Here is a 24,569-nt window from a genome sequence, read left to right on the forward strand (position 1 = left end):
GTTGACTTGACAGTCATATCAAGTTGGCCGATGCTCGGATCCTGTTCCTGCGGACATCGGGTTGTCAACCCCCGGCGAAGGGACCACGGCGATGGGAAGCGGCGACGATCCCGGCGGCCGGCCGCTCACCGAGCGCGGCGCCCGGACGCGGGAGCGCCTGCTCGCCGCCGCCCGCGAGGTGTTCGAGGAGCGCGGCTTCCTGGAGACCCGCGTCGCGCACATCACCCGGCACGCGGGGGTCGCCTACGGCTCCTTCTACACCTACTTCCCGACCAAGGAAGCGGTGTTCCTGGAGGTCGCCGACCGGCTGTTCGAGGAGATGACCGACCACGCGCCGGCACCGACCGCGGGGCCGGGTCCCGCCGACCGCGTCCGCCGCGCCAACCGCGCCTACTACGAGGCGTACCTGCGCAACGCCCGGATGATGGCGATCATCGAGCAGGTCGCCACCTTCAACGAGGAGTTCCAGGAGCTGCGGCGCAAGCACCGGGCCTCCTCGGTGGCGCGCTCCGCGCGGGTGATCGCGCGCTGGCAGCGCGACGGGCTCGTCCCGTCCGACCTCGACCCGGAGACGGCGGCGGGCGCCCTCGCCACGATGGTCGACCACTCCCTGTACCTGTGGATCGTCCAGGGCAGCGACCCGCAGGGGGCCGAACGCCTCCTGGAGACCCTCGACCTGCTCAGCGTCCGCGCCCTCGGCCTGCCCGACTAGGAGAGCCATGGAACCGACCCGCGATCTCGCCGCCGCGCTGGCGGACCGGCTCGGCGCGCAGGTCACCGGGCTGCGCCGGCTGTCGGGCGGCGCCAGCCGGGAGACCTGGTCGTTCGACGCGGGCGGCCGCCCCCTCATCCTGCGCCGCGACCCGCCCGGTTCCCTCGACCCCACGGCGATGGGACGCGAGGCGGGCCTGCTCGCCTCGGCGGCGCAGGCCGGTGTCCCGGTGCCGGGGCTGGCCGACCACGGCGACGACCTGGACGGCGCGCCCTACATGATCATGGAGCGGCTGTCCGGGGAGACGATCCCGCGGCGGCTCCTGCGCGACGAGCGCTTCGCGGACGTCCGGCCCGGACTGGCCCGCGAGCTGGGCGGCATCCTCGCCCGCCTGCACACGATGTCGCCCGTTCCCGGCCTGCCCGACGACGACGCCCTGGGCGCGCTCACCGAGCACTACGCGGCGTTCGAGGCCCGTCCCGCCGTGGAGCTGGCGCTGCGCTGGCTGGGCGACCACCGTCCCCCGCCCGGGCGCCGGACGGTCGTGCACGGCGACTTCCGCAACGGCAACCTGATGATCTCTCCCACCGGGGTGACCGGCGTCCTGGACTGGGAGCTCACCCACCTCGGCGACCCCGCCGAGGACCTCGGCTGGCTCTGCGTGAAGGCCTGGCGGTTCGGTTCCCCGCATCCCGCCGGCGGGTTCGGGACCCGGGAAGACCTGCTCGCCGGCTACGCCGACGCCGGAGGCGCCCCGCCCACGCTCGAAGAGCTCCACTGGTGGGAGGTGTACGGCACCCTCCGCTGGACGATCCTGTGCCGCCTCCAGGCCGAGCGCTTCCTCAGCGGCACGGATCCGTCGATCGAGTACGCCGTCCTGGGACGGAAGGTCTGCGAGCAGGAGCACGACCTGCTCCTGGCCCTGGGACTGACGGAGCCGGCCGCCGTGCGGGATCCGCTCGAAGGCGCGGAGACACCGGACAACGCACCGCACGACCGGCCGGACGCGCACGCCCTGATCGACGCGGTGGGCGCGTTCCTGGCGGAGGCCGAACAGCCCGACGACCGGCTCCGCTTCCATGCCCGGGTGGCCGCGTCCGCCCTCCGCATCGCGCGAAGGGAACTCCTCCTCGGCGACGCCCACAGGGCCGCCCACCAGAACCGGCTGAAGACCCTGGGATGCGCGACCGACGCGGAGCTGGCGGAGGCCATCCGCGAAGGCGCCCTCGACGACCGGATGGACGAGGTCGTGGCCGCGGTACGGGCCTCGGTGACCGACAAGCTGACCGTCGCGAACCCCCGGCACCTCTCCCTCCCCGGCGGCTGACCGCGCATTACGGGAACCGTTGGGCGAGCGCGCGCATCTGTAATGCCAAACGCTCGACCAAGGGGGCACAAATGAAGCGTTGGGCAGTTCTCCCCGTGCTGGCGCTCGGGGGCGCGCTCGCACTCACCGGTTGCCAGAGCAACTCCTACTCGTGCAAGAACGGCAGTTGCCACGTGACCGTGTCCGGCGCGGGGCAGAGCATCGAGGTCAGCGACGTCGACCTGTCCATCACCCAGATCGGGGGCGACGGGATGACCGTGTCGGCCGACGGCTCGCCGCCGACCAAGGCCCCGGTGGGCAAGACCGTCCAGGTCGGCCAGGTGCGGATCCGGGTCACCTCGGTGGACGGGCAGAAGGTCAAGTTCGACATGAACTGACCCGCCGCCCGCGATCCCGCCGGACGGCGTGTGAGCGGTTTGTGAGCGCGGCCCGGCAGCCTCGGCGGCATGAGCTACGCGTTCCAGGCGGAGGGCCTGGTCAAACGATTCGGGAAGACGACCGCGCTGTCCGGGGTGGACCTCGCGGCCCGGCCGGGCACCGTGCTCGGCGTCCTCGGGCCGAACGGGGCGGGGAAGACGACCGCCGTACGGATCCTCGCGACACTGCTGAGGCCCGACGGGGGACGGGCAGAGGTCCACGGGCTGGACGTCGTCCGGGAGGCCGCGAAGGTGCGGGACCTGATCGGCCTCACCGGGCAGTACGCGTCGGTGGACGAGGACCTCACCGCGGCGGAGAACCTCGTCCTCATCGCGCGGCTCCTCGGCCTGCGCAAGGCGGAGGCGCGGGCCCGGGCCGCCGAGATGCTGGAGCGGTTCGGGCTGGCCGAGGACGCCGGGCGCCGCGTGTCGGGCTACTCCGGCGGGATGCGGCGCCGCCTCGACCTCGCGGCGAGCATGATCGGACGGCCGGCGGTGATCTGCCTGGACGAGCCGACGACGGGCCTGGACCCGGGCCGCCGCGAGGAGGCGTGGCGGCTGATCCGGTCGATGACGCGGGACGGCGGGACCGTCCTGCTGACCACGCAGTACCTGGAGGAGGCCGACGCGCTCGCCGACGAGATCGCCGTCATCGACCGCGGGACCGTCATCGCGACCGGCACGCCCGCCGCGCTGAAGGGGATCGCGGGTGGGCAGACGATCACCGTCCGGCCCCGCGACCCCGGCCGGGTGGGCGAGGCCGCCGCGATCCTGCGCGCGGTGTCGGGACGGGAGGTCGACCCGCCCCGGCGGGACGTCGTCACGGTTCCGGTGATGGGCGACGGCGGCGCGGCGTTCGCCGAGGCCGTCCGGCGCCTGGAGGCCGCCGGGATCGCCGTCGCCGAACTGTCGCTCCGGCTCCCGAGCCTGGACGAGGTGTTCCGCACCCTGACCGGCCACGGCACGCGCGAGGAGCCCGGCTCCCGGGAAGGGAGGGCGGCGTGACCGACATCGCGATCAAGACGTCCGCGCGCCCCGCCGCGCGGACCCGCCACCGGCTGGTGCGGCAGAGCCTGCTGCTCGCCGGCCGCAGCCTGACCAAGACGAGGCGCAACCCCGGCGTGCTCAGCGACGCGCTGTTCATGCCGGTCGTCTTCCTGCTGCTGTTCGTGTACCTGTTCGGCGGCGCGGTGTCCGGCTCCACGCACGCGTACCTGCAGTACGTCTTCCCCGGCGTGCTCGTGATGACGATGCTCCTCGCCGGGATGCTGGCGACCGGGCTGAACATCAACACCGACATCAAGAAGGGGGTCTTCGACCGCTTCCGGAGCCTGCCGATCGCGCGGTCCGCGCCGCTGGTCGGCATCGTCCTCGGCGACCTGGTCCGCTACGTGCTCGCTGCCGCGGTGCTGTTCGCGACCGGCTACCTGATGGGCTTCCGCGTCCAGACCGGTCTCGGGCCGGCGCTCGCGGCGGTGGGGCTCGCCACCGCGCTGGGCTTCTCGCTCGGCTGGCTCAACGTGCTCATCGGCGTGCTGGTCAGGGAGGAGACCATCGTGCAGTCGGTGGCGTTCCTCGGGATCTTCCCGCTTGCGTTCGGCACCGACATGGTCGCGCCGACCTCGACGCTCCCGGGCTGGCTCCAGGCGTGGGTCAAGGTCAACCCGGTCGGCGATGCGGTGGAGGCCGCGCGCGGGCTGCTGCTCGGCGGCCCGGTCGCGCATCCGGCGACGATGACGCTGCTGTGGTCGGCGGGGTTCCTGGCGGTGTTCGGCCCGCTCGCCGGGTACGCCTACCGGCGCCGCAGCTGATCGTTCAGGAGGGCGAGCGCGCCGGGCACGTCCCGGCTACGGCCGCGGTCGTAGGCGGCGCGGTAGGCGCGCTCGCCCAGCGTCTCGCGGAGGCGGCCCGCCACCCGCACCACGTCCGGGTTGAACGCGTCCGGCGCACCGCGCAGGACGGACGCGGCGCCGAGCGTCTCCGCCGCACGCTCCGGAGAGTCGCCCGCCGCGAGCCGGGCGACCGCGTACCCGGCCACGGCGGCGACCGGCATGTCGGGCGCGTCGGCGGCCAGGGCAAGCGCCTCGCGCAGGTGGCGGCGCGCCGCGTCCGGATCGTCCCGGCCGATCGCCAGGTGCGCCTTGCCCCCCTCCAGCAGCGACCGGAACTGGAAGTGGGGCGGCAGCCGGTCGAGCTCGCGCGCGGCGGCGGCGTACTGCTCGCGGGCCTCGTCCACCGCGCCGGCGTGGCGAGCGAGGTCGCCGAGCGCGAGCCGGGCGGACACCAGGTGGCGCGCGGGGGTCCCGGCCCCCGGGGCGGTCATCGCGGTCAGCTCGTCCCGGGCCCGCACGGCGTCGCCCGACCGGGCGCGGGCCACCGCGAGCATCACCCGCTGCATGCCGGCCGCGACGTCCTGCCCCAGCTCGCGCAGCAGCCCGATCGACTCCTCCAGCGCTTCGACCGCCTCGTCGAAGTGCCCGGCGACGGTGTCGACCTCGGCCGCGAAGACGAGCGCGAGGGCCAGGCCGCCCCGCTCCCCGGACTCACGGAACCCGGCCTGGGCGGCGGCGAGGTCGCGCCGGGCCTCCCCCATCTCGCCCCGGTTGCCGTTGAGCATCGCCCGCGTCAGGCGCAGCGCGGCCCCCGTCCACGGATCACCGCCGGGGAGACCGCGGTCGATCGCCGCCAGGCCGGCGGTGGTGTCGCCGGTCAGCAGTGCGGTGGCGGGCTCGATGAGCGCGGCCAGCGGATGGTCCGCGTTCTGCGGCCGCTCGCCGATCAGCGGGTCGTCGCGGGCGGCGCCGCCGGACAGGACGGTGTTGAACACGTAGCCGCCCAGCGCGGCGGCCTCTCCCGGGGCGGTCCCGCGCCGCGGCACGCTCAGCGCCTGCCGCAGCCTTCGGGCCGCCTCGGCGTGGTCACCCTGGAGCATCCAGAAGGAGGCCAGCGCGGCGCCCATCCGGACGGCGGTGTCCGCGTCGCCGGTGTCCACGGCGTGCTGGAGCGCGGCGTGGAGGTTGTCGCGCTCGGCCGCCAGCAGCGAGATCCATTCGAGCTGCCCGGGGCGGCGCAGCCCCGGTTCCGCCCGCTCGGCCAGCTCCAGGAAGCACCGGGCGTGCGCGGCCCGGACCGGTGCGGCCTCGGCGGCGAGGCGCTCCCGCCCGTACTCGCGGATCGTCTCCAGCATGCGGAACCGCTGCCCGGGACCGTCCACCACCTGGAGCAGCGAGCGGTCGTGGAGGTCTTCGAGCGCCTCCAGCGCGTCGGGACGGCCCGTCACCCGGGCCGCGCTCTCCGCCGTGATCGTCCCGGGGAACACCGACAGCCGCTCGGCGAAGCGGCGCTCCCGCTCGTCCAGCAGGTCCCAGCTCCAGGCGACGACGGCGCGCAGCGTCCGGTGCCGGGGCAGGGACGTCCTGCTCCCGCCGGCCAGCAGCCGGAACCGGTCGTCCAGCCGGGCCGCGAGCCGCTCGGGCGGCAGGGACCGCAGCCGGGCGGCCGCCAGCTCGATGGCCAGCGGCAGTCCGTCGAGGCGGCGGCAGATCTCGCCGACCACGGCGGCGTTGGACCCGTCCACCGCGAACCCGGGCCGGACGGCCGCCGCACGCTCGGCGAACAGCCGCACCGACGCCGACTCCAACCCGTCCTCGCCCGGCTCCGGCACGTCCAGCGGCGGCACCGGGCACAGCGCCTCGCCGTCCACGCCGAGGCGCTCGCGGCTCGTCGCGAGGACGCGCAGCCCGGGGCAGTCGCCGAGCAGGTCGTCCACCAGCCGGGCCGCCGCCTCCACCACGTGCTCGCAGTTGTCCAGGACGATCAGCGTGTCGTCGGCGGAGAGCGCCTCCACCAGCCGGCCCCCGCCGTCCCGCAGGCCGAGCGCCCCGGCGACCGCGCGCGGCACCTCGTCCGGATCGCCCGCGGCGGCCAGCTCCACCGCCCAGACGCCGCCCGGGAACCGCTCGGCCAGTTCCGCGCCGACCCTGGCCGCGAGGCGCGTCTTGCCCGCGCCGCCGGGGCCGACGAGGGTCACGAGGCGGCCCTCCCACAGGCGCCGCGCGATCCACGCGCGCTCGTCCTCCCGCCCGACGAAGCTGGTCGGCGGGACCCGCAGGTTGCCGCGCGTCCGCTCCCTCGGGGCCGTCCGCAGCACGGTGAGGTAGGCGTCCCGCAGCTCCCGGCCCGGGTCGGTGCCGAGCTCCTCGGCCAGGACGCCCCTGAACCGCTCGAACACCGCCAGGGCCTCGGCGGAGCGGCCCGCCCGGTGCAGGGCCTCGACCAGCAGCGCGCGGGGGCGCTCCCGCAGCGGATGCCGCGCCGCGAGCTCCTCCAGCTCCGCGGCCAGCCGCGCCGGGTCGGCTCCGGCGGCCAGCTCGGCGGCCAGCCGGTCCTCGGTCGCCGACACCCGCAGCGCCTCCAGCCGGACGGCCGCCGCGTCGGCGAACGGAGTCCCGGCCGCGTCGGCCAGAGCGTCACCGCGCCACAGGCCGAGGGCTTCGCGCAGGCGCGCGGCGGCGCGCTCGGCATCCCCCTCCCGCAGCGCCTTCGCGCCCTCCCGGGCGAGCCGCTCGAACTCGGGCGCGTCGACGGCCTCGGCGTCCAGGAGGTAGCCGCCGGGGACCGAGCGCAGCCGGCCTGCGGGCAGCCGGCGGCGGAGCCGCGAGACGAGGGCCTGCAACGCGTGCACGCGGTCCGATGGGCCGCCGTCCGGCCACAGCGCCCGGACGAGCGACTCGGCCGTCACGGTGCGCCCCGGTTCCAGCGCCAGCCGGACCAGCAGCGCGCGCGACCGCGCCCCACCGACGGCGACGTCCTGCCCCCGGTCGGTGACCGTCAGCGGCCCGAGGATCCCCACCTGCACGCCTCAACTCTGCCACCACGAGGCTCCGGCCCGCGCCTACCGGAGCATGGCGCCCGGCTACGGGGCCTCGACCGCAGAGATCACGTACCGCATGACCTCGGCACCGCGGATCTGCGCCGCCTGCTCGGGCTCAGGGCCCGCTCCCCGGAAGCGCTCCACGTCCTCGCCGGACTCCCAGCGCTCGTACACGTTGATCCGGTCCGGTTCCAGCATGTCGGCCGACAGCGCGTAGTCGAGGCAGCCGGGTGCCGTCCGGGCCATTTCGACGGCTTGACGACAGCGGGCGAGATAGGCGTCGCGGGCGCCGGCGTCCACGTAGAGCCTCCCCGAAATGATGATCATGTGAGGGTCCTCGCATCCCTGTCGCTTTCCGGTCACCGGTGCAGACCGCGCCGGCGCGGGAAAGTCGTCGCCGGGAGGACGGGCGAAAGCGACGAGCCACCGGCCCGAAGGACCGGTGGCTCGCTCTCAGGGTGACGCGGACCGTTCAGCAGTACTTCGAGGAACCCGTCCGACCCCACGAGCACTTGTCCGCCACCCGGCCATTGGGATACAGCAGGTACGCGGTGTCACCGGTGTTGTTCCACACGTACCACTTCCGGCCCCAGTAGCGGTGCGTCGCGGTATTGGAGCCCTTGCCGGTGTGGATGTAGACCGACTTGCGGCCCTTCAGGGTGAAGGAACCGAAGGTGTACGTGTAACCGGTCTTGTCGCGGACCTTGACCCCCTTCATGCTCTTCGACGACCTGGACGTGTTGAACAGCTGCACCCACTCGCCGTTCAGCGACTTGTTGGACCCCCGGTCGCTCCCGGGCGAGTCGTAGTACACCCGGTAGATCTGCACCGCGCCGGCGGCCTCCGCCGGCGGCGCCATCAGCACCCCGCTCGCCACCGCTGCGGCGGCGGCCCCCGTGACGAGAAGCTTCCTCACCCCTGGACATCCTTCCGATCGACGAAGCCCTAGATGTATCGGTATTCACCGTTCAGTGGGGACTTCTGACCACGTCCGGGCCGACCGCCAACCGGAGGCTTCGACCGCGCGTCCCACTATCGCGTTTTCCCAGGTGGTCCGGGGAAACACGGGGTCGGAGCACGGGGGTTCTCAGGCCTCCTCGGGATCGCGCCCGACCGCGTGCCGCCCGCCGTCCACGGGAAGCACGGCCCCGTTGACGAAGCTCGCCTCGTCCGAGAGCAGATAGGCGACGGCGGCGGCCACCTCGTCCGGCCGCCCCACCCGCCCGACCGGATGGAGAAGGCGCATCTCGTCCTCGATGCGCGCGGCCTCCGCGGGCTCCTGCCGCCGAAGGAACCCCTCGTACCGCTCGGTGGTGATCGACCCGAGCGCGACGACGTTCGTCCGGACGCCGTGGGGCCCGTAGTCGACGGCCAGCGCGCGGCTGAGCCCCTCGACGGCCGCCTTCGCCGTGGCGTAGGGCAGCGATCCGCGCACCGGACGCTGCGCCTGGTGCGACGAGACGTTGACGATGACGCCGCCCGTCCCCGCCTGCATGAAGCGCCGGACGGCGGTCACGGACCCCACCACCGCCGGGTCGAAGTTCAGCGCCACGAGCCCGAGCAGCTCCTTCGGGGACGGGTCGGCGACGTCCCGGAAGACGGCCGCGTTGTTGACCCACCCGGCGAGCGTCCCCGCCTCCTGCGCCGCGTCGGCGGCCCGCTCCGCGACCCGTTCGTCCGCCGCGCTCCCCACGACCGCGGTCACGTCCGCCCGGTCCCGCGCCCATTCGAGCGCCGCCGCGTCCAGCTCGATGACGACGACATGCCCGCCGTCCGCCGCGAGGCGCTCCACTATCGCTCGGCCGACCCCGCGCCCGCCCCCGGTCACCACATACGCCCGACTCACAGCACTCCCTCCCGTGGACCACGCCCATGATCACTCTCCCGTCGGCGGGTCCGCCATCGCGGACGGCCGCGCCGGGGCCCGATCCCGGCGGCGCCGGCCCGGCCTCCCCGGACGTTTCCGCTGATGCGCCGGACACCCCGCACTCTCCGCGATAGGTTCGCTACGTTCCGGATTGGATCGCAACAAACCGGGAGGGCCCATGCAGGCGCGAGACTCACTGGACCCGTCACGCTCGATGTGGCATTTCATCGCGGTGCACCTGCGCCGCTACCGCGAGGCGCACGGCATGTCGGGGCAGGCTCTCGGCGACGTCCTCGACTGCGACCGCTCGACCGTCTCCCGGTACGAGTCCGCGACGCTCCGGCTCAAGCCGGCCCACGCCGAGGCCGTCGACCGCCTCTGGAAGACGGACGGGATGTTCGCGCACCTGGTCGGCTTCGCCGGGACGGCCGACGAGGGCGACCGGCTCTCGTCGCTCACCGAGTTCGAACAGCGCGCGTCGCGGATCCGCATGTGGGAGGCGTCCGTGATCCCCGGGCTCTTCCAGACACCGGACTACGCACGAGCCACGCTGACGACCGGAACCGCGCACGACCTCGACACGGTCGTGGAGCAGCGGATGTCGCGCAAGGCGGCCGTACTCGACAGGGAGAACCCGCCGCGCGTGGCCGCCCTCCTGCACTGGTCGGCCTTGGAACAGGTGGTCGGTTCAACGGAGGTCATGCGGAACCAGCTCGCCCATCTGCTGGAACTGAGCGAGCACCCCCACATCAGCATCCGCGTCGTGGAGAACCAGGGAACCGGCCATCCGGGGATCGACGGCCCTTTCCGGATCCTCACGGTCGACGGCAGCGACCTCGCGTACACCGAAGCGGCCGGGCGAGGACGGTTCCTGATGGACCCGTCCGACGTCCAGGAGATGGCGGTCAGATACGACCTGATAAGCGACATAGCAACGCCGGTGGGCCCGTCCCGAGCCATTCTGAATGCCGCGCTGGAGAGGCACCGGCCGCCCGGCCCGGCGTCGGCCTCGTGACGACTCCGCGCCGGTCGCGACTCGGCGCTAGCCGAGTCGCGACTCGCAGATCTCGACGATCCGCTCGCAGGCTTCGGTGATGTCGATGATCGGGAGTGTGCCGGCCGCTCCGGAGGGGGCGCGCCAGCGGAACGCCGCCGGCTCGCACCGGACGGTCAGGCCGCGGCCGTCGGTGAGGACGGTCATGCCCTCGCCGTCCTCCTGTTCGAGGTGGTCGAGCCCGCGCTGGACGAGCAGGGTGCGCAGGTCCTTGGCGGCGTAGGGGCCGCCGACCCGCCAGGCGCGGCGGCGGCGGAGGGTGCGCGGGAGCGGCAGCGCGAACCAGGTCGCCTTGCCGCGGACCGCCGGCGTCCCCAGCCGCGACCGGGTCGGATGGTGCCCCCACCGGCCCTTCGTGAGGATGTCGACGACCTTCAGCCCGCGGCCGTGGTCGGGCCGGCCCGGGCCGCCGTCGCACGGCCGCCAGCCCCGGAGCGTGTCGAAGGCCTTGACGACCAGTTCGTCCCGGCCGTGGCCGTTGTCGCGCTGGTAGACCCAGAGCTCGGCGCCCGCGGGGGCGTCGTGGGGCATGCCGTGCTGCAGGGCGTTCGTGGCGAGTTCGCTGACCATGAGCTTGATGTCGTCGACGTCCTGGACGGACAGACCGAGCGCCGGGAGGAGTGCCGTGACGTGGGAGCGCGCGACGTGGGCGATGGAGTCGTCCGCGGGCAGGGGCAGGGCCGCGCAGCCGCCGTCCTCCAGCCTCCAGGGGATCCCGCACATCGTCGCGGACTTCGTCATGGCACCCACCTCGGGGTTCGCGGGGAGATTCGTGATTCCGACAATCGCGACATGAGCCTCAAGACTTAGCGAGTCGCTATGTGTGAATCACAGATACACTTTTGCACATCTTCCGCCGCAAGACCCCGCGGCGCGGCAAGAAAGTTGCGGGCACGAGTGAGACGTTCACCGATGTGCCCGAATGCCCCCATACCGCTCCCCATCGCCGCGTCCCATGCGTGTACCGGCGGGTACCGGGACGATTGGCCCCTTCCGCTGTAGCGTGGGCGGCGCCTGAGAGAGGGCCGCACACATGAAGGATCCCCCAGGGGTGCAGCCCTGGGGGATCCTGTGTGCGGCCCGGCTCAGCGGTCGTACCGGCCCGCCCGCACGTCCGCGAGGAACGCGGCGAGAACGGACCGGGAGACGACGTGCGCCCCGGCCTCGGGGGTCCTGCTGTCGCGCAGCGCCGCGGCCGTGTCGAGGTCGGCGACCTCGACACAGCCCCCGTTGCTGCTGGCGCTGGCGGTCGCCTTGACCCACCGTGCCTGAGAGAGGTCCATGTCGGTGCTACTCCAGGGTTGAGATCACTTTCCTCAGGTGCTCCGCGGTGTCGGCGGGAGCGAGCGCCGCCTGGCGGATCTGGTCGAAGAGCCGGTCATAGGCCTCCACGTCGTCGGGGGTGTCGATCTCCTGGACGTCCGCGTCGTTCTCCAGGAAGACCATGGGCGGCTCGCCGCCGGGGAACCGGAAGATGTTGACCAGCGTGGACATGCCCGGGTGCATCCCGTCGGCGAGGCGCAGCAGCCTCACTTCCACGTTCGGGCGCTGGGACATGCCGAGCAGGTGCGCGAACTGCGCGCGCCGGTCGCCCGGGTCGCCCCACTCGTACAGCAGGGACGCCTCGGTGATGACCGCGACCAGTTCCGGGGCCGTCCCGTCGTCCCGGTCGAGGATCTGCTGCCGGCGCAGCCGGGCCCGCATCGCGCGCTCGCGCCACTCCGGCGTCCTCGTGCCGGACGACAGCAGCGCCTGCATGTACGGGAGGGTCTGGAGGAGGCCCGGCAGCACCAGCGGCATGACCACCCGGATGCTCGACGCGTCGCTCTCGAAACCCGGGAACTCGTTGTCGAACACGTCCGGGTAGTCACGCCACCAGGCCCGCCGCCGCGCACGGCCGGCCAGCTCCTCCAGTTCGCCGAGGTCACTGCCCTCGTAGATGCGCGCCAGGTCGCGGATGTCGCTGAGCTCGGGCCGCACCCAGTTGTTGGCCTCGAACCGCCCGACCTTCCCCCGGCCCCAGTTCAGCCGGTCGCAGACCTGGTTGGCCGTGTATCCGGCCTCAACGCGCAGCTCCTTCAGGCGGCGCGCCAGCCCCCGCTTGGCGATGGTGGCCCCGTAGGCATCGCTCACCGGCGCCACCTCCCTCGACCTGCCACCGGCATCAGCATACGCCTCCGAATTTGTGATTCACAGATTTGGCCGGTTCAGGAAGCCCGGGTTCAGGAGGCCCGGGTTCAGGAGGCCCGGGTTCAGGAGGCCCGGGTTCAGGAAGCCGCGTGGTCGAACTCCCCGTTCCGCACCCCGTCGAGGAAGCAGGCCCACTCGTGCTCGTCGAACACCGAGACGAGCTCGCCGGACGTGCGCAGGAGCGTCCACTCGCCGGCGAAGGCGACCTCGATGCCGCCCTCGTCGGTCTGCGAGCGCCGCCATTCCAGGGCGTCGGGATCGATGCCCAGTTCCTCGACGGACGGCTTCCTCACCCGTTCCTCCTGGCCACGGCGCAGTACGCCCACCGCGAGCCGTCACTGTCGGCCGCCTCGGGGTCCTCAGCGCCCCACTCACCGATGTAGCAGACCTTCGCCGCCGCCCCCTCCCACGGCGGGACGATCTCCAGACCGGTGAAGAAGCGCTCGACCTCCGCGCGCGACCGCAGATGGACGCTCGCGGTGGACTTGGCGTACACGTCCCTGATCGTGCCGACCGCGCGGTCGGCCTGCCGGTCGCCGGTGCCGGCGGACAGCACCAGGTAGCTGCCGGGCGCCAGCCGCTCCATGTACCGCTGGACGATCCCCCACGGGTCGTCCCCGTCCGGGATGAAGTGGACCAGCGCCACGGCCAGCAGCGCGACCGGCTGCGACAGGTCGATCATCTTGCCCGTGACCTCGTGCCCGAGCACGCCTTCGGGGTCGCGGAAGTCGGCGGTGATGAACGCCGTCCCGGTGGACCCCGCCAGCAGCTTCTCGGCGTGCGCCCGGACCATCGGGTCGTTGTCGGCGTACAGCACGCACGCGTCGGGCGCGACCGCCTGCGCCGCGTCGTGCGTGTTGTTCATGGTCGGCAGGCCCGCGCCGACGTCGATGAACTGCCGGATCCCGTGCTGGGCCAGCCACCGCACCGAGCGCTGCAGGAAGCCGCGGTTCGCCCAGGCCGCGTCCCCCGCCTCCGGCATGTTCGCCAGCACCTTCTCGGCCGCCGCCCGGTCGACCTCGAAATTGTCGGTGCCGCCGAGGTAGAAGTCGTACATCCGGGCCGGGCTCGGGACGGTGGTGTCCACTCCGGGCGGAGCCTGCTCGGTCTCGCTCAACCTCGGCCTCCTATGCCGCAACTTGTGATGCACGAATTATGAAGCAAGGGTCGGCCCTTCCGTGCTGCTTCGCAAGGGTTGTCCGGCTTTGCCGTGGCCACTTCCGCAGGGTTCGCACGCCCTTTGGGGGGCATGACCGGCGCAAAGGGGGAAAAGCATGAAAACCGCACCGGATCTCGCGCTCCGCCAACTCACGATGCAGTTCATCGGCAACGCGACGACGCTGCTGCGCTGCGGGCCGTTCACCCTGCTGACCGACCCCAACTTCCTGCACCGCGGGCAGCGCGCCTATCTCGGCTTCGGGCTGACCACCCGGCGGCTCACCGAGCCCGCACTGCGACCCGCCGACCTCCCGCGCCTGGACGCCGTCGTCCTGTCCCACCTGCACGGCGACCACTGGGACCGGATCGCCCGCGCGAAACTCGACCGGGGCCTGCCCATCGTCACCACGCCGCACGCGGCCCGGCGCCTCCAGGGGTGGCACCGCTTCCGCCACGCGGTCGGCCTGCGCACCTGGGAGTCGCACACCCTCGTGAAGGGCGGCGCGCTGCTACGCATCACGTCCATGCCTGGCAGGCACGCCCCCGGCCCCTTCCGGAGGATGTTGCCTCCGGTCATGGGGAGCCTCCTCGAATTCGGCCCCGCGACCGGCGACGTGCAGTTCCGTCTCTACATCACCGGCGACACCCTGATGTTCGACGGCATCCACCAGATCGCCCGCCGCAACTCCGACATCGACCTCGCCGTCCTCCACCTGGGCGGCACCACGCTGCCCGGCGGGCTCGTGGTCACCATGGACGGCGCCCAGGGCGCGGACCTCGTCGAGACGCTCCGTCCGGCGACCGCGGTGCCCGTCCACTACAACGACTACAGCGTGTTCAAGTCGCCCCTGGACGACTTCAGGCGCGAGCTGGACCGCCGCGGCCTGTCCGACCGGGCCGCGTACGTCGCGCCGGGGGAGACCCACACCTTCCGGCACTCCTGACGCCCGGTACATTCGCTCTGAGCTGGGTAGATGCACAGGTGAACCTACGGTTGGACAGGACATGTTCGAGATCGAGGACATACGGCAATGGCGCGGCCGGAGCGTGATCGACGCGTCCGGAAGCAAGATCGGGCCGCTGGAGGCCGTCTACGTCGACACGCTCACCGACCAGCCCTCGTTCGCCACGGTGAAGATCGGCGTGCCGACCCGGCAGCGGCTGGTGTTCGTGCCGCTGGACGGCTCCACGGTGGGCCCCGACCACCTCCGTGTCGCGCACGACAAGAAGCGGGTCAAGGGCGCTCCGGCGATCGACACCAACGGCGAGCTCTTCGCCGACGCCGAACCCGAGGTCTTCGCCTACTACAGCCTTCCCTACCGCGCGGCCCCGGACGAGCGGCGCCTCGCCCGGCGCTGACCCGTCCTGGCGCTAGCGTCCGTCGAGCAGGGGACGGCGAGGGTCCCAGGACGTCCCGTCGCGGTCGTCGCGGCGGCGACGGGCGATGCCCGACAGCGCCTCCAGCACCACGCGGTTGGCCAGGGCCGAAGTGATGTCGGCGTGGTCGTAGGGCGGGGACACCTCCACGACGTCGACGCCGACGACCGGTAGCTCGTAGGTGACGCGCCGGACCGCGTCCAGGAGCTGGCGCGCGGTCAGCCCGCCGGGCTCGGGCGTGCCGGTGCCGGGGGCGTGGCCCGGGTCGCACACGTCGATGTCGACCGACAGGAAGACCCCGTCGCACTCGTCGGTGGCGATCTCGAACGCCTCGGTCATGCACTCGTCCAGCCCGCGGGCGACGATCTCGCTCATCTCGTAGGAGCGCATGCCCTGCGCGGCCATCCACGCCAGCGTCTCCGGGCCGGGCCAGTACCCGCGCAGGCCCAGCTGCAGGAACCGGTCGCCGCGCACCGCCCCGGACTCGATCAGCCGCCGCATCGGCTGCCCGTGCCCGATCAGCGAGCCGAAGGCCACGTCGCCGGTGTCGGCGTGCGCGTCGAAGTGGACCATCGAGACCCGTCCGGCGCCCAGGTGGTCGGCCACCCCGGCGGCGTCGGGCCACGCGATCGTATGGTCACCGCCGAGGACGAGCGGGATCGTCCCGGTACGGGCGATGGCGTACACCGCCGCCTGCAGCGACCGGACGGAGCGCTCGGCGTCCCCGGAGTACATCTCGACGTCGCCGGCGTCGTAGACCGTCAGGTCGCCGCGCAGGCCGTCCACCCGCAGGGCCAGGGACGGCCGCGAGCCGTACTGGGGCAGGTAGCAGGTCTGCCGGATGTACTGCGGACCGAACCGGGTCCCCGGCCGGTGGGACGTGCCGCCGTCGAACGGCGCTCCGAGGATGACCACGTCGGCGTCCTCGTACGTGGACGGGTCGGACCAGGTGCAGCGCGGCACCCCCAGGAACGTGATGTCGGGACCGAACTGCGGTCCGTACCTCTCGGCCATCTGCCACCTCCTCCCTCTCCCTTCCCGCGCCGGACGCGTCCGATGTGCGGACGGCCCCGTCCCGGACGGATCTCGGGACGGGGCCGCCGCTCGGCGGGGGTTCAGCCGCCGATGCCGGAGTCCTCCGCGGCGGCGATGATCGTCGCCGCGTCCTCGGGCAGCAGGTGGCCCGCGCCCACCGACGCCTGCGCGGCCGTCCGGACCTTGCCCACGTAGCCCGCGTGCGTCGGGTAGAGCAGGCTGAGCACCGGCTCCGGCGTCCACGGAAGGGACGGATCGGACGGGTCGCCCGAGTCATGCCGGTCCCAGGGGTCGCTGCTGCCGTTCCACGCGTCCCGAGCGCCGTACAGCACGCAGAAGACGCCGCTGCCACTGGTGTCGCGCATCCCGGTGAGCGTCCGGGTCGGCACCGCGACGTCCGGCAGCCGGATGCCGCCGGTCGCGAGCCCGGTGCGCGGGTCGCGCAGGACCGTGTCGAGCGGCGCCCCGGCCGGCGGCCGCGCCCCGCCGCGCGCCCACGCGGCCAGATGGCGCAGCGCCGCGTTCATCGAGTAGTGCCCCGGCCCGTCGTTGTAGGGGGCGGACCCGGCCGCGCAGTCGGGCTGCGGCGCTGCCGATCCCGCGGACTTCTTCACCGTCGGCCCGCCCAGGTCGTAGGCCCACTGGTCGCCGTGCGAGGTGCCGGCCAGCTCCCAGTGCACGACCCGGTCGGTGTCCGGCTGGCGCGCGGCCGCCGCGAGCGGGACGTCGGTCTCGGTCAGCACCACGAACGTGGGAACGGACAGGTCCGTCCGGATACGGGACGGGTTCGGCATCCACAGGGTGTCGGCCAGCTCACCGCTGATCGGGGCGCCGACCGCGCCGTTGCTGTGGATCATGAAGCCGTCGTAGACCCGCGAGACGGGCTGGACGGCGTTGGCGTAGGTGGTCATGAGGCCGGCGGACTGCGACTCCCCGTCGGCCAGCAGCGTCCGCACCGCCAGGCCGCCGAGCGGGTCCGGCCCGTCCGGGTCGCGGAGCGCCTGCCCGGCCTGGGAGAAGATGTCGTAGGAGAAGGCGTCCCCGGGATGGACGAGGCCGCCGTACCGGGCCGGGTCCCATCCCTTGAGCCCGCGGATCTCCCCCAGTCCCCCGTTGACGCCGACCGACTGCGCGGAGACGCCGACCCACGCGTACCCCTTGCGCAGCAGCTCGTCCCGCGCGAACCAGTAGTCGGGCGACAGTTCGAGCTGCCCGCTCACGTTGAGCCACTCGACCACGACGGTCCCGTTGAACGCCGCCGGGTCGGCGGGGCGCCGCACCAGGAGCCTCGTCTTGTACGGGGCCTGCCCGGACGCCCGCACGTCCCATCGGCCGTCCGATCCCCACCAGCCGGACTTGGCGTAGGAGGTGGCGGTGCCCGAGATGAAGTACTCGCTCTCGGTGTATCCGAACGATCCGAGGTCCTCGGCCGCCGCAAGGAAGGGGAAGCCGTGGCTCCCTTCCGGCGGGACGGTGACGACCGGACCGGGGGCGGCGGCCAGGGCGGGCGGCGACGCGTACAGCAGGGCGGCAAGCAGCCCGGCTCCCGTCGCCGCGGCGGCGACGCGCCGCCATGGGATCCGCAGGGAGAAGCGCACGATGACCTCCAGGTGTCGGGGGGCCACAGTGTCCGCCGCCTCCGCCGCCCTCCACATCGCGCGAATCACCGGTCGTGGAAACGGCGCCGCCCCGTCCAGAGCCTGGACGGGGCGGCGCCGTTCTATGTGCTACCAGCGGTACCAGCGGCCGCGGCGGCCGGACGGGCCCGTGCTGCGGACCACGAAGCCCAGCAGCCACAGGATCAGGACGATCGCGGCCAGGATCCACAGGACCTTCAGCGTGAAGCCGACACCGAACAGGATCAGCGCCAGCAGAAGCACCAGAATCATCAGCCAAGGCATTGGGGGTCCTCCTCTGGGGTCTGCCTCAGTTCTGTTCGGGGCGGTTCGTCCCCGGTAAATGAAGCTTGATGCGCGACAAAGGTCTCATTTCGGACACGCGGCGGTGTACGAGAGGGGACCCCGCCCTTGACGCTCCGTTCTCCGCTCGGACGGTTCCGAAGGTCAGGCGGGTCTCGGAACGGACGGGGCGTCGCCCGTGGCCGGAGTGGGTGCGCAAGCACCGCTGCTTTTGAAAGGCTCGCCCAGTTGTGCCAGGTAGCGCGACGGATAGCGGGGTTTGGCGGCCATGCCCAGGTCGTCCGAGGTGAACCGGCGGGTTGGGTCGTAGCTGTAGGTACCGAGCAAGTGGTCCCAGATAAGGGTGAACAGGCCGAAGTTGACGTCTCCGATCCCGGCCCATTTGAGGTGGTGGAAACGGTGGCCTTCGTTCAGGGCCAGGACGTGCTTCGCGGGGCCGATGCGGTAGTCGACGTTGGAGTGCTGCAACAGCAGTTGGACGGCGACGGCGAGCGCGAGCGCGGAGGCCACGTCCACGGGAAGCCCGATGACCAGGAGCGGGGTGACTCCGGCGGTCATCTCGACGGTCTGGTGCGCCGGGTGCTTCATCAGGCCGTTGAGCCCGTAGAAGCGCTTCACCGAATGGTGGACGGCGTGGAAGCGCCACAGCAGGCCGATCTTGTGGCTGGCGTAGTGCATCAGCGTGATCCCGGCATCGGCGACGAGGACCGCCAACAGGACCTGCGTCCACATCGGCCAGGCGTGCGGCCAGACATCGGCGACCGACACGACGGCCGCCAGCGCGGGGATCGCGGCGACGCTTCCCAGGATCAGGGCCTCGTTCACGAACGTGTGCGCGGCGTCGCGGCGCCCGTCGTCCAGCGGCCGGTTCCAGTCCCGGTCGTAGGGCAGCAGATGTTCGGCGGCGAAGGAGGCGGCGATGGCGACGGCCAGCAGTGCCATCAACCAGACCTTCCCGGCGCCGGCGCTCGTCAGCGCGATACCGGCGCCGTTGACACCCAGCAGCATCGTCGGCGCGTACCCGTAACGCACGGCCCCTCGCAGTGCGCGCCCAGTGGTGACGGTTGCAGTGCTCATGAACCGACCCTGACCCGCCGAGGGCCGTATGGCCTTGTACGGATCGGCTGCCGCTTGCCGGGGTGCTAGCCGGACTGCCGCGGGGGCCGCCACCCGGCGGCGCGGGCGGCCTGCGTGGGGGTGATGCCGAACATCGCGCGGAACACCCGGGTCAGGTGGGCGCTGTCGGTGAACCCGGCGGCGTGCGCGGCCTCGGTGAGGGTGGCGCCCTCGTGCACGGCGGCCATTGCGTGCTGGAGGCGGGCCCAGCGCCGCCAGGCGGTGTAGGGGAGGCCGAGCTGGTCGGAGAAGAGGTGCCCCAGCCGTGTGGACGAAAGCCCTGCCTCCGCCGCGGCCTCGGCCAGCGACTCGGGAACGTCCGGACCGCCCGCACGCCGCGTCCCCTGGGAAGCCCGCGCCACCAGGGCGGCCAACGCCGGGTGCAGCGGCCTGTCCGGCGCCGGTGCGAGCGGTGTGCCGGCGGCGGCGATCCAGGCACCGGCCGTCCTTCGATCACCGGCCGCCTCCACCCTGGCCGCGAGTGCGGCGGCGGTCCGTCCGGCCGGGTCCAGGTAGTACGTCGTCCCGCGCGCCGGCTCGGTGGCGTCGACGGCGTGCACCACCCCGGCGGGAATGATCGCCGCGGCCGCCCGCACCCGGTGGCCGTACCGGTCCTGGAAGACGACCGTGCCGCTGGTGAGGGCCACCACCTGCACCGCTGCGTGGGCGTGGGCAGCGGTGCCGCCCAGACGTCCGGTGAAAGTCAGAACGCCTGGCTCCAGGCGAGCCGTCCCCGCCCACCCGCTGTCAGAGGCAGCCATCGCCGCACGCACCCCGCAACCGTCTTCGACCGAAGCCGCCCTCCATCACGGTAAGGCGCGTTCAGTGGGACGGAGAATGCGGGGCGGCACCGCCGTTCCCTCGCAGCCGACCCGGCGTCAGCGCTCGCGGACGGCCTTGAGTTCGATATCGAGAGGGAGCGGCAGAGCAGCAATGATCCGGTCATGGTGCACACCGGTCGCGACGTATCCGCCGGTGGCATCGTCCAGTTCATAGGCATAGATCGCGAACGCCGGCGCGGTCTGGTCGGTCTCCACTCGCCAGTAGTGCCGGATGCGCGCGTCCGCGTACGAGGTCGGCTGTATCCGCCGATCCTTGCGCTTGGTGGATGGTGAGACCACCTCGACGACGAGAGCGACCAGGTCGGCGGGGATCGGACGAGGCCGGGGGATTACGACGAGTTCCCCGTGGATGAGGCTCACACGTACTGGGAGGTCTTCAGGCAGCGCCTCATAGTCTGCCCGAGTCCAGGTGTCACCGGACGGCAATGGGAGAGTCAGCGAGTGCATGGCCCGGGACGCCTCCGGTCGAGGTCGGTACGGGTACTTAGCAGAGTACCTTCAGCGCATTCTCCAGGCCGCTGGCCTCATGACAGGCCGATGCCGTGGAGGGGGCGTCCGCCTAGAAGGCGGTGAGGGGTTCAGCCTCGTAGGCCTGGTGGAGCAGGGCCAGGAAGCGGGGGGCCTCGGGGATGGGGGTCGGGCCGATCTGGTGGACGGCGACTCCCGGCGTCCAGGAGTTCATGACCACGGCTCCGGCCAGGGCCGGAAGGTCGGCGGGTGTGATCTGCTGGACGCGCTGGGGGACGCCTAGCCGGTCCAGTCGGCGGCGGACGATGCCCATCGTGGTCCCGAGCAGCATCTCGGCGTCAGGCCACACCACGGCGTCGCCGTCCCAGAAGGCCAGGTTCCAGATCGTCGCCTCACTGAGCCGGCCCCGGCGGTCGACGAAGGCGGCGTCATCGAAGCCGTCCTTCACGGCCTGACGCATGAGGTAGGTCTTGGCCACCTCACCCACATGCTTCAAAGCGGGCAGGAACCGGTCGTACTCGGCCGTCGCCAGCCTCAACGGCCCCGCGGGACCGGACGCGGGCGGACCCGTCCGGACTAGGACCTCTGGCTCAGCTTGCATCCCCGTCGCGCTGAACTCTCCCGGCGAGGAGTACATGGTGGCCGTCAAGGAGACGTCCGCAGGTCCCGCCTCAACTGCCGCCCGCAGAGAGGACCGCACCCGCTCGTCCGGCAGTGCGCTGCCGAACAGTTCCATCGAGGCGGAGCGCAGCCTTTCCAGATGAAGGTCGAGGCCCCGGGCCTTGCCGCCGCGCACCTGCATGGCGGTGAAGTGGGCATAGCCCGCGAACGCGAGCGGCGCCAGTTCGTCGGTGGTCGCCGCGCGGGCGTTGTGTCGGACGACGAGAGAGGTCATGCGGCGTCTCCAGCGGTGCGGAATGATCGCTTGGGAGACGACGTTAGGCATTCACACTGGTGAGAAGGTCAAACCGGAGCGGTGGCATGCTGATCGGTGAGTTGTCCCGGCGTACGGGGGTCAGCACGAGGCTCCTGCGGTACTACGAGGAGCAGGGGCTGCTCGACGCCGAGCGCGACGCGAACGGCTACCGCCGCTACGGCGACGACTCCGTGCTCACCGTGCGGAAGATCCGCGTCCTGCTGGACGCGGGGCTCTCCACGGAGGTGATCCGGCAGGTCCTCCCCTGCACCCGCAGCGACCAGCCCGAATTCGACTGGTGCGCCGGCATTCGCGACCTCCTGGACCGGGAGCTCATGGCCCTGGACGCCCGCATCGAGGGCCTCCAGCGCAACCAGGAGGCCCTCACCGGCTTCCTCGCCCTGCGTCCCCCGGACGAGTGACCACCGCTCAGGAGCGCGGTGTCACGAGGCTGACGTGCGCGCGAGCAGACGGCGTCCCCTCCGGCGGGCGCCTTCCTTGGCGACGTCGGTCTGGGCGCCCGGCGGCGGCACCCTGACCTCGATGCGGCCGTTCTGGATCCGCGCCTCGTAGGACGGTTGCGGCGTGCTGGCCGGGCCGCGCTCGATACCGCCGTCCTCCAGCCGGAACGTGCTGCCGTGCCACGGGCAGGTGACGCAGCCGTTCTCGATCGTCCCCTCGCCCAGCGGGCCGCCCATGTGGGTGCAGGTCGAGGCCACGGCGTGCACCTTCGCGGCCGTCCGGTAGAGCAGGACCCGCACGCCGTCCGCGTCGGCCGTCCGGTGCTCGCCCTCGCCCAGTTCGGACGCCGCCAGCACCGGCGTCCACTCCTCCGGGCCCTCCTGCCACGCGGTGCGGTTGACGTTGACGCCCTTGACGAAGCTCAGGTGACCGCCGAGGTAGGCGCCGGCCCCCATCACCGCGAACCCGGCGAACCGCAGGGCCTTGACCTTGCGGCGGTTCCCGCCGGCCCGCGCGACGAGAGACCCCGCATACAGCGCCAGCGCCACGGTGTTGAGGCCCGCGTGGACGAGCCCCACCCGGCGCTCCGGCCCGATCGTGTCGGCCCAGTCGTTGAACCCGCTGAGGGCGGTGGGCACGGCGGCGGCCACTCCGGCCGCCGTCAGCAGGTCCGCGGCCGGTTCGGCGTCGGACCCTCCGGCGACGTCCAGCAGCCCCGCGCTGAGCCACGCGCCGATCGCGGCGTCGGTCAGCGACGGATGCAGCGGATGCCCCAGATTCGTCCCGCTGAGCAGATCGCGGACGAACTTCGGCTGGACCGCTCGTTGCACCACGGAACTGACAGGTTCCGCGACCTTGTCCAAGGCCTCGGCGTTCTCCACCCGGTGAACCGCCCTGTGCGGCATGCTCATAAAACCCTCCCCCAGACACGACTACACCTTCGCTCCCTATCCCCCGAACACCCCCTGAAACCGTCCACCCGGCCGCCGAGGCGCGGTTGCCGGGCACCGAGTCCCTATGGACAGCGACTCCGGCACTTCTCTCAGAAGCCGGCGAGTCGGGCGCGGAGCGCGGCGGCGCCGCTCTCATTGAGCCAGTCGGTGAAGGTCCGCAGCCCGGGATGGATGACGCGCAGGGCCTCGATGTCCGCGTGCCAGCGGTCACCGTCCTGCCAGCGCTTCCTGGTGGCGGCGATCTCGGGGTTGATCGCGGCCGCCTCGCCGTCGGTCAGCTGCCGGTACCGGACCGGGACTCCGGTCGCCTCGCTGATCGCGGCGGCGGCCTCGACCGGCGTCGGTTCGTCGCCTGCCAGTTCCAGCGTCCGTCCGGCGAACCGGGCCGGGTCGGCGAACGCGAGCGCGGCGAACTCGGCGACGTCCTCCAGCGCGATGACCTGCATGGGCCGGTGCGGAGCGAAGATGTGCCGGTGCACGCCGTCCGAGATGCCGTCGATGCCCCATCCGACGCCGAGGTAGTTGGTCATGAACCGGACAGGGCGCAGCACGGTGGGCTGGGCGATGTGGTCGCGCAGGTACTTCTCGATCAGCGCCTTCCCCCTCGAATGCGGTGATTCGCTGGATGCCGAGGCGACGGTGCTGAACACGACCTGCCCGACTCCCGCCGCCGCGGCGGCGTCGATCAGCGTCCGGCCGCGGGCCGCTTCGCGCTCCGCCTCGGTTCCGGCCGGGCCGTAGGCCACGGGCGGTATGCCGAACACCGCGGCGGCGCCGTCGAGCGCGGGACGCAGGCTCGCCGGGTCATCGAAGTCGCCGCGCGCGAGTTCGGCGCCCGCCTCGGCCAGCGCGGCCGCGGCAGGCGCCTCCAGGTCGCGCACCAGGGCGCGGACCGGCCGTCCTTCGGCAAGCAGCCGGCGGACGGTGGCGCCGCCCTGCTTGCCGGTGGCACCGGTGACGAGGACGGGGGAGTCGGGGCCGGCCGTGGTGGCGGTGGTCATGGGTGCCCTTTCCAGAGAAGACGGGGAGGGAGATACTGAGCTGATCCGGAATGCTCCACCCGCTTCTGCGCCGCAGACAAGGATTCCGTGACATGACAGCAGCCCCGAACCCGGCGCCCGCCGGACGCGCTGACGCGCTTCGCAACCGGGAGATCGTGCTCCGCACGGCGACGCGCGTGCTCGCCGAAGAGGGCTTGGGAGTGTCACTCGGCCGGATCGCGCAGCGCGCGGGGGTCGGCGCCGGCACCGTCTACCGGCATTTCCCGAGCAAGGACGTCCTGGTGGAGGCGGTGCTCGCCCGCCACGTCGAGGGACTGGTGACCGCCGCCGACCGGTGGGCCGCCCGCGCGGCGCCCGGTGAGGCCCTGTCCGGCTTCCTGCTCGAAGTGATCGAGAAGTCGGCGGGACGTCGGCACTTCTGCGATGTGCTGACCGCCGATCGAAGCTGGCCGCGCGCCGTGCTGGCCACCGCGGCGCAGCGGTTCGGCAAGGCGCTGGAGCGCCTGTTGCGCGATGCGAAGCAGGCCGGTGCGGTACGTGCGGACGTCCGGGCCGACGATCTGTCGGCCTTGATCCTCGGCGGAGCCGCACTGCGTTCGGCGCACCGGGACCCGGCACGCGGTACGCGACTGGTGCGGCTCATGCTGGACGGCCTGCGTCCCGCGGCTGTCACGAAAGGCGACAATTTCCGTGACTCCGCTACCCCTCCCGGTCACGAAACGACCGGCCCGAGGTACTGCGCGGAGTGCGGCACGCAGTTGCATGTGCGTGCCACCGGGCGTCCGGCTCGCTACTGCGGCCCTACCTGCCGCCAGCGCGCACACCGGCGCCGCCTCGTCCACTAGCGAGGACGTGCGCCGGTGAACCGAGCCGAGCCGAGCCG

The 24,569-nt window shown here is 72.6% G+C and carries 28 protein-coding genes; 10 read left to right on the top strand and 18 right to left on the bottom strand.

The genetic code is table 11. The annotated features are described in order from the left end of the window. Positions 1-91: 91 nt before the first annotated feature. The 5 genes from ABWI07_RS11520 to ABWI07_RS11540 all read left to right on the top strand — a co-directional run bounded on the left by ABWI07_RS11520 (position 92) and on the right by ABWI07_RS11540 (position 4,266). Entirely contained in the window at positions 92-712 is a 621-nt protein-coding gene (locus tag ABWI07_RS11520) for a TetR/AcrR family transcriptional regulator (RefSeq protein WP_149260423.1), read from the top strand. Between the two features lie 7 nt (positions 713-719). After that, complete coding sequence (locus tag ABWI07_RS11525; protein ID WP_353818492.1) at positions 720-2,039, top strand: phosphotransferase family protein; 1,320 nt, start codon at positions 720-722, stop codon at positions 2,037-2,039. A 71-nt stretch (positions 2,040-2,110) separates the two neighbouring features. Continuing rightward, positions 2,111-2,416 (top strand): hypothetical protein, encoded by a 306-nt coding sequence (locus tag ABWI07_RS11530; protein WP_149260425.1) that lies wholly within the window; start codon positions 2,111-2,113, stop codon positions 2,414-2,416. Between the two features lie 69 nt (positions 2,417-2,485). Beyond that, positions 2,486-3,460: an ATP-binding cassette domain-containing protein gene (locus ABWI07_RS11535; RefSeq protein WP_149260426.1), complete on the top strand. Its 975-nt coding sequence runs from the start codon at positions 2,486-2,488 to the stop codon at positions 3,458-3,460. After that, a complete protein-coding gene (locus tag ABWI07_RS11540; protein WP_235036924.1) occupies positions 3,457-4,266 on the top strand; it encodes an ABC transporter permease in 810 nt (269 codons plus the stop codon). Before ABWI07_RS11535 ends, ABWI07_RS11540 begins: the two co-directional genes overlap by 4 nt. On the opposite strand, the gene ABWI07_RS11545 is transcribed toward ABWI07_RS11540, so the two are convergent. The 4 genes from ABWI07_RS11545 to ABWI07_RS11560 all read right to left on the bottom strand — a co-directional run bounded on the left by ABWI07_RS11545 (position 4,248) and on the right by ABWI07_RS11560 (position 9,174). Continuing rightward, positions 4,248-7,313, bottom strand: coding sequence for an ATP-binding protein (locus tag ABWI07_RS11545; protein ID WP_353818493.1), 3,066 nt, complete (start codon positions 7,311-7,313; stop codon positions 4,248-4,250). The two genes, ABWI07_RS11540 and ABWI07_RS11545, sit on opposite strands and share 19 nt — an antisense overlap. A 57-nt stretch (positions 7,314-7,370) precedes the next feature. Beyond that, positions 7,371-7,655, bottom strand: a complete 285-nt coding sequence (locus tag ABWI07_RS11550; protein ID WP_353818494.1) for a putative quinol monooxygenase — start codon at positions 7,653-7,655, stop codon at positions 7,371-7,373. 145 nt (positions 7,656-7,800) lie between these two features. Next, positions 7,801-8,244: a lamin tail domain-containing protein gene (locus tag ABWI07_RS11555; RefSeq protein ID WP_353818495.1), complete on the bottom strand. Its 444-nt coding sequence runs from the start codon at positions 8,242-8,244 to the stop codon at positions 7,801-7,803. 171 nt (positions 8,245-8,415) lie between these two features. Continuing rightward, on the bottom strand, positions 8,416-9,174 hold the full coding sequence (locus ABWI07_RS11560; protein WP_149260429.1) for an SDR family NAD(P)-dependent oxidoreductase: 759 nt from the start codon (positions 9,172-9,174) through the stop codon (positions 8,416-8,418). A gap of 199 nt (positions 9,175-9,373) precedes the next feature. Between ABWI07_RS11560 and ABWI07_RS11565 the strand changes: the two genes are divergently transcribed. After that, complete coding sequence (locus tag ABWI07_RS11565) at positions 9,374-10,210, top strand: helix-turn-helix domain-containing protein (protein ID WP_353818496.1); 837 nt, start codon at positions 9,374-9,376, stop codon at positions 10,208-10,210. Positions 10,211-10,237: 27 nt separating this feature from the next. Here the strand turns inward: ABWI07_RS11565 and ABWI07_RS11570 are convergent, their stop codons facing one another. The 5 genes from ABWI07_RS11570 to ABWI07_RS11590 form a co-directional block, all read right to left on the bottom strand. After that, positions 10,238-10,990, bottom strand: coding sequence for an ATP-binding protein (locus tag ABWI07_RS11570; protein WP_353818497.1), 753 nt, complete (start codon positions 10,988-10,990; stop codon positions 10,238-10,240). A gap of 344 nt (positions 10,991-11,334) precedes the next feature. Then, positions 11,335-11,532, bottom strand: coding sequence for a DUF397 domain-containing protein (locus ABWI07_RS11575; RefSeq protein WP_149260432.1), 198 nt, complete (start codon positions 11,530-11,532; stop codon positions 11,335-11,337). Positions 11,533-11,539: 7 nt separating this feature from the next. Further along, positions 11,540-12,382, bottom strand: a complete 843-nt coding sequence (locus ABWI07_RS11580; protein WP_160160963.1) for a helix-turn-helix domain-containing protein — start codon at positions 12,380-12,382, stop codon at positions 11,540-11,542. 134 nt (positions 12,383-12,516) lie between these two features. Continuing rightward, positions 12,517-12,732 (bottom strand): DUF397 domain-containing protein, encoded by a 216-nt coding sequence (locus ABWI07_RS11585; RefSeq protein WP_149260434.1) that lies wholly within the window; start codon positions 12,730-12,732, stop codon positions 12,517-12,519. After that, positions 12,729-13,556, bottom strand: a complete 828-nt coding sequence (locus ABWI07_RS11590; RefSeq protein ID WP_149260435.1) for an SAM-dependent methyltransferase — start codon at positions 13,554-13,556, stop codon at positions 12,729-12,731. The genes ABWI07_RS11585 and ABWI07_RS11590 overlap by 4 nt, the downstream gene beginning before the upstream one ends. Before the next feature lie 157 nt (positions 13,557-13,713). On the opposite strand from ABWI07_RS11590, the gene ABWI07_RS11595 reads away from it, so the two are divergent. Then, the gene (locus ABWI07_RS11595; RefSeq protein WP_149260436.1) at positions 13,714-14,541 is read left to right on the top strand and encodes an MBL fold metallo-hydrolase; all 828 of its coding nucleotides are present in this window, start codon (positions 13,714-13,716) and stop codon (positions 14,539-14,541) included. Between the two features lie 61 nt (positions 14,542-14,602). Further along, positions 14,603-14,956, top strand: a complete 354-nt coding sequence (locus ABWI07_RS11600; RefSeq protein WP_149260437.1) for a PRC-barrel domain-containing protein — start codon at positions 14,603-14,605, stop codon at positions 14,954-14,956. Between the two features lie 12 nt (positions 14,957-14,968). Here the strand turns inward: ABWI07_RS11600 and speB are convergent, their stop codons facing one another. From speB to ABWI07_RS11635, 7 genes are all read right to left on the bottom strand, one after another. Beyond that, the gene (gene speB, locus ABWI07_RS11605) at positions 14,969-15,988 is read right to left on the bottom strand and encodes an agmatinase (protein WP_149260438.1); all 1,020 of its coding nucleotides are present in this window, start codon (positions 15,986-15,988) and stop codon (positions 14,969-14,971) included. Between the two features lie 101 nt (positions 15,989-16,089). Continuing rightward, positions 16,090-17,634 carry an alpha/beta hydrolase domain-containing protein gene (locus ABWI07_RS11610; protein WP_200841976.1) on the bottom strand — a complete coding sequence of 515 codons (1,545 nt, stop codon included), beginning with the start codon at positions 17,632-17,634 and terminating at the stop codon, positions 16,090-16,092. A 102-nt stretch (positions 17,635-17,736) separates the two neighbouring features. Continuing rightward, positions 17,737-17,910 carry a hydrophobic protein gene (locus ABWI07_RS11615; protein WP_353818498.1) on the bottom strand — a complete coding sequence of 58 codons (174 nt, stop codon included), beginning with the start codon at positions 17,908-17,910 and terminating at the stop codon, positions 17,737-17,739. Between the two features lie 162 nt (positions 17,911-18,072). Further along, complete coding sequence (locus ABWI07_RS11620) at positions 18,073-19,005, bottom strand: sterol desaturase family protein (protein WP_353818499.1); 933 nt, start codon at positions 19,003-19,005, stop codon at positions 18,073-18,075. A gap of 65 nt (positions 19,006-19,070) precedes the next feature. Further along, positions 19,071-19,691, bottom strand: coding sequence for a helix-turn-helix domain-containing protein (locus ABWI07_RS11625; protein ID WP_353818500.1), 621 nt, complete (start codon positions 19,689-19,691; stop codon positions 19,071-19,073). Positions 19,692-19,922: 231 nt separating this feature from the next. Further along, complete coding sequence (locus tag ABWI07_RS11630) at positions 19,923-20,333, bottom strand: Uma2 family endonuclease (protein ID WP_353818501.1); 411 nt, start codon at positions 20,331-20,333, stop codon at positions 19,923-19,925. Between the two features lie 112 nt (positions 20,334-20,445). Further along, complete coding sequence (locus tag ABWI07_RS11635) at positions 20,446-21,249, bottom strand: aminotransferase class IV family protein (RefSeq protein ID WP_353818502.1); 804 nt, start codon at positions 21,247-21,249, stop codon at positions 20,446-20,448. A gap of 86 nt (positions 21,250-21,335) precedes the next feature. On the opposite strand from ABWI07_RS11635, the gene ABWI07_RS11640 reads away from it, so the two are divergent. Next, entirely contained in the window at positions 21,336-21,692 is a 357-nt protein-coding gene (locus ABWI07_RS11640) for a MerR family transcriptional regulator (RefSeq protein ID WP_353818503.1), read from the top strand. Between the two features lie 21 nt (positions 21,693-21,713). Here ABWI07_RS11640 and ABWI07_RS11645 read toward each other — a convergent pair whose 3' ends face one another. Together ABWI07_RS11645 and ABWI07_RS11650 are read right to left on the bottom strand one after the other, a co-directional pair. Further along, positions 21,714-22,643 carry a Rieske (2Fe-2S) protein gene (locus tag ABWI07_RS11645; protein WP_353818504.1) on the bottom strand — a complete coding sequence of 310 codons (930 nt, stop codon included), beginning with the start codon at positions 22,641-22,643 and terminating at the stop codon, positions 21,714-21,716. Positions 22,644-22,774: 131 nt separating this feature from the next. Next, a complete protein-coding gene (locus ABWI07_RS11650; protein ID WP_353818505.1) occupies positions 22,775-23,686 on the bottom strand; it encodes an NmrA family NAD(P)-binding protein in 912 nt (303 codons plus the stop codon). A 92-nt stretch (positions 23,687-23,778) separates the two neighbouring features. Between ABWI07_RS11650 and ABWI07_RS11655 the strand changes: the two genes are divergently transcribed. Then, the gene (locus tag ABWI07_RS11655) at positions 23,779-24,531 is read left to right on the top strand and encodes a TetR/AcrR family transcriptional regulator (RefSeq protein WP_353818506.1); all 753 of its coding nucleotides are present in this window, start codon (positions 23,779-23,781) and stop codon (positions 24,529-24,531) included. Positions 24,532-24,569 lie beyond the last annotated feature (38 nt).

The organism is Actinomadura sp. NPDC000600 (genome assembly GCF_040492135.1).
Classification (GTDB): Bacteria; Actinomycetota; Actinomycetes; order Streptosporangiales; family Streptosporangiaceae; genus Spirillospora.

What these genes read in the sequence shown, in the direction of transcription:
- ABWI07_RS11520 (WP_149260423.1), top strand. Translation starts at nt 92, where the DNA reads ATGGGAAGCGGCGACGATCCCGGCGGCCGGCCGCTCACCGAGCGCGGC.
- ABWI07_RS11525 (WP_353818492.1), top strand. Translation starts at nt 720, where the DNA reads ATGGAACCGACCCGCGATCTCGCCGCCGCGCTGGCGGACCGGCTCGGC.
- ABWI07_RS11530 (WP_149260425.1), top strand. Translation starts at nt 2,111, where the DNA reads ATGAAGCGTTGGGCAGTTCTCCCCGTGCTGGCGCTCGGGGGCGCGCTC.
- ABWI07_RS11535 (WP_149260426.1), top strand. Translation starts at nt 2,486, where the DNA reads ATGAGCTACGCGTTCCAGGCGGAGGGCCTGGTCAAACGATTCGGGAAG.
- ABWI07_RS11550 (WP_353818494.1), bottom strand. Translation starts at nt 7,655, where the DNA reads ATGATCATCATTTCGGGGAGGCTCTACGTGGACGCCGGCGCCCGCGAC.
- ABWI07_RS11565 (WP_353818496.1), top strand. Translation starts at nt 9,374, where the DNA reads ATGCAGGCGCGAGACTCACTGGACCCGTCACGCTCGATGTGGCATTTC.
- ABWI07_RS11570 (WP_353818497.1), bottom strand. Translation starts at nt 10,990, where the DNA reads ATGACGAAGTCCGCGACGATGTGCGGGATCCCCTGGAGGCTGGAGGAC.
- ABWI07_RS11575 (WP_149260432.1), bottom strand. Translation starts at nt 11,532, where the DNA reads ATGGACCTCTCTCAGGCACGGTGGGTCAAGGCGACCGCCAGCGCCAGC.
- ABWI07_RS11595 (WP_149260436.1), top strand. Translation starts at nt 13,714, where the DNA reads ATGAAAACCGCACCGGATCTCGCGCTCCGCCAACTCACGATGCAGTTC.
- ABWI07_RS11600 (WP_149260437.1), top strand. Translation starts at nt 14,603, where the DNA reads ATGTTCGAGATCGAGGACATACGGCAATGGCGCGGCCGGAGCGTGATC.
- speB (WP_149260438.1), bottom strand. Translation starts at nt 15,988, where the DNA reads ATGGCCGAGAGGTACGGACCGCAGTTCGGTCCCGACATCACGTTCCTG.
- ABWI07_RS11615 (WP_353818498.1), bottom strand. Translation starts at nt 17,910, where the DNA reads ATGCCTTGGCTGATGATTCTGGTGCTTCTGCTGGCGCTGATCCTGTTC.
- ABWI07_RS11620 (WP_353818499.1), bottom strand. Translation starts at nt 19,005, where the DNA reads ATGAGCACTGCAACCGTCACCACTGGGCGCGCACTGCGAGGGGCCGTG.
- ABWI07_RS11630 (WP_353818501.1), bottom strand. Translation starts at nt 20,333, where the DNA reads ATGCACTCGCTGACTCTCCCATTGCCGTCCGGTGACACCTGGACTCGG.
- ABWI07_RS11635 (WP_353818502.1), bottom strand. Translation starts at nt 21,249, where the DNA reads ATGACCTCTCTCGTCGTCCGACACAACGCCCGCGCGGCGACCACCGAC.
- ABWI07_RS11640 (WP_353818503.1), top strand. Translation starts at nt 21,336, where the DNA reads ATGCTGATCGGTGAGTTGTCCCGGCGTACGGGGGTCAGCACGAGGCTC.
- ABWI07_RS11645 (WP_353818504.1), bottom strand. Translation starts at nt 22,643, where the DNA reads ATGAGCATGCCGCACAGGGCGGTTCACCGGGTGGAGAACGCCGAGGCC.
- ABWI07_RS11650 (WP_353818505.1), bottom strand. Translation starts at nt 23,686, where the DNA reads ATGACCACCGCCACCACGGCCGGCCCCGACTCCCCCGTCCTCGTCACC.
- ABWI07_RS11655 (WP_353818506.1), top strand. Translation starts at nt 23,779, where the DNA reads ATGACAGCAGCCCCGAACCCGGCGCCCGCCGGACGCGCTGACGCGCTT.